Origin of the sequence: Streptococcus sanguinis (assembly GCF_020729765.1) — a bacterium.
Taxonomy (GTDB): Bacteria; Bacillota; Bacilli; order Lactobacillales; family Streptococcaceae; genus Streptococcus; species Streptococcus sanguinis_Q.
The window spans coordinates 1-1,423 of the sequence record NZ_JAJEPD010000071.1; the positions used below are offsets into that span (position 1 = coordinate 1).

Sequence of the window (1,423 nt, forward strand, 5' to 3'; positions counted from 1 at the left end):
TTATCACTACGGTCAGCCGTCGCTTTCCGGGAGTGGAGATTGTCCTTTATCCGACAAAAGTGCAGGGAGATGGTGCTGCAGCTCAGGTTGCTGACCACATCAGACTGGCCAATGAGCGGTCGGATTTGGATGTACTGATTATTGGCCGAGGTGGCGGTTCTATCGAAGATCTCTGGGCTTTSAATATCGCTATTGTTATCCGCAATAAGTCTTTTAAGATGTTGCTGATAACTTGTAGTGATATCTGTCTCTTTTCCTGTTCTAACCTCTGTGACTTTAGGTTTAGAACTAGAATTTGATTCCGTCACAGGCGCTTGTTTTCGCTTTTGAAAAGCTGCTTCATAATTTACTTCATTACCTCCTTGATGATTTCCAAATAAGGCCGCAATTTTATCTGAATCCCCTTGATTTTCTGATTTACTTTCTAATGGTTGATTAAAATTCCAATCTTTTGTCATTCACTCATTTCATCCTTTCTAAATTCAGAATCATCGAATTGTCTTTCTTTACCAAAGGCATGGTCAAGAGCTTCTTCAAAACTCATGTGACTGATGCTTTGACGCCTTTTGAACGTCGCAAACATCGCTGTCTCCAGTTGCTCTCTGTAAGCAGCTAGTTTTTCTGTCTCTCTTGCTACCTTGCTTTCTTGCCTAGTGACCTTTTCTTCTAAGCGCTCGATTATGGTCATATACGATMCTCCTTCATTCTAATATTAGCTAAAACATCTTGATTTTGTTATCACAATTCTAAACATTGAGAGGTTTGTCTTACTGGTTGATTCCTCAATGTCTCTTTTACATTCTCGATCATCAATTGTAAATCTGATTTCTTTTCTCTAAGAATATCGTTCCAGTCTATTTTTTCTTTCCCAGATTCATTATTAGGTAAATCCAGTAAAACAGGAAATCCTGATTGAGATAACTTATCAGAAAAATCTTTTCCTGCATCATCACAATCTACCGCAAGTGTCAATAAATCAGGATGATTATCGAAATAGGTGGTGGTATCACGAATTGTATTGATCAAATGCAATAACTTTGAAGGTGTTACTGTATCTAAAAATTCCAACTTCTGATTTTCTTCAGCTATTAGTCGTAAAGTTTGATAAGCAACAACAGACCTTTTTAATCCTTCCATAGATACCAAACGAACATCAGTTAGACTTTGTTGATGAAGTTCGTAATAGCTTATCAAGTCGACGAACGATTCACAAAAAACCAGTCTATTTGGTTTACCAATATCAAAAGATATTCCAATATGTCCATGGCTTCCTTTTAGAATCGTTTTCAGCCTCTCTCTAGGAAGAGAGTGATTCTTATAAATCCCTTGTAAGCTTGCTGCCTGCAGCTTGTGACGATGATCATAGCTTTTAAAAACGATAACAGGTTCAACTGTTTCATTTGTTTTCCAACTAGCTTGGGCT

The 1,423-nt window shown here is 37.6% G+C and carries 1 protein-coding gene and 3 pseudogenes; 1 reads left to right on the top strand and 3 read right to left on the bottom strand.

The window, feature by feature from the left end; all coding sequences use genetic code 11:
* Positions 1 to 203, top strand: a pseudogene (locus K4H96_RS10230) (exodeoxyribonuclease VII large subunit); the annotation flags it as partial.
* Here the strand turns inward: K4H96_RS10230 and K4H96_RS10235 are convergent.
* The 3 genes and pseudogenes from K4H96_RS10235 to K4H96_RS10245 all read right to left on the bottom strand — a co-directional run.
* A pseudogene (locus K4H96_RS10235) lies at positions 171 to 458 on the bottom strand (DUF5945 family protein); the annotation flags it as partial. The pseudogenes K4H96_RS10230 and K4H96_RS10235 overlap by 33 nt on opposite strands.
* Positions 455 to 688, bottom strand: a complete 234-nt coding sequence (locus K4H96_RS10240) for a DUF5965 family protein (RefSeq protein ID WP_000152425.1) — start codon at positions 686 to 688, stop codon at positions 455 to 457. The pseudogene K4H96_RS10235 and the gene K4H96_RS10240, both read right to left, overlap by 4 nt.
* A gap of 50 nt (positions 689 to 738) precedes the next feature.
* Positions 739 to 1,423: pseudogene (locus K4H96_RS10245) on the bottom strand (toprim domain-containing protein); the annotation flags it as partial.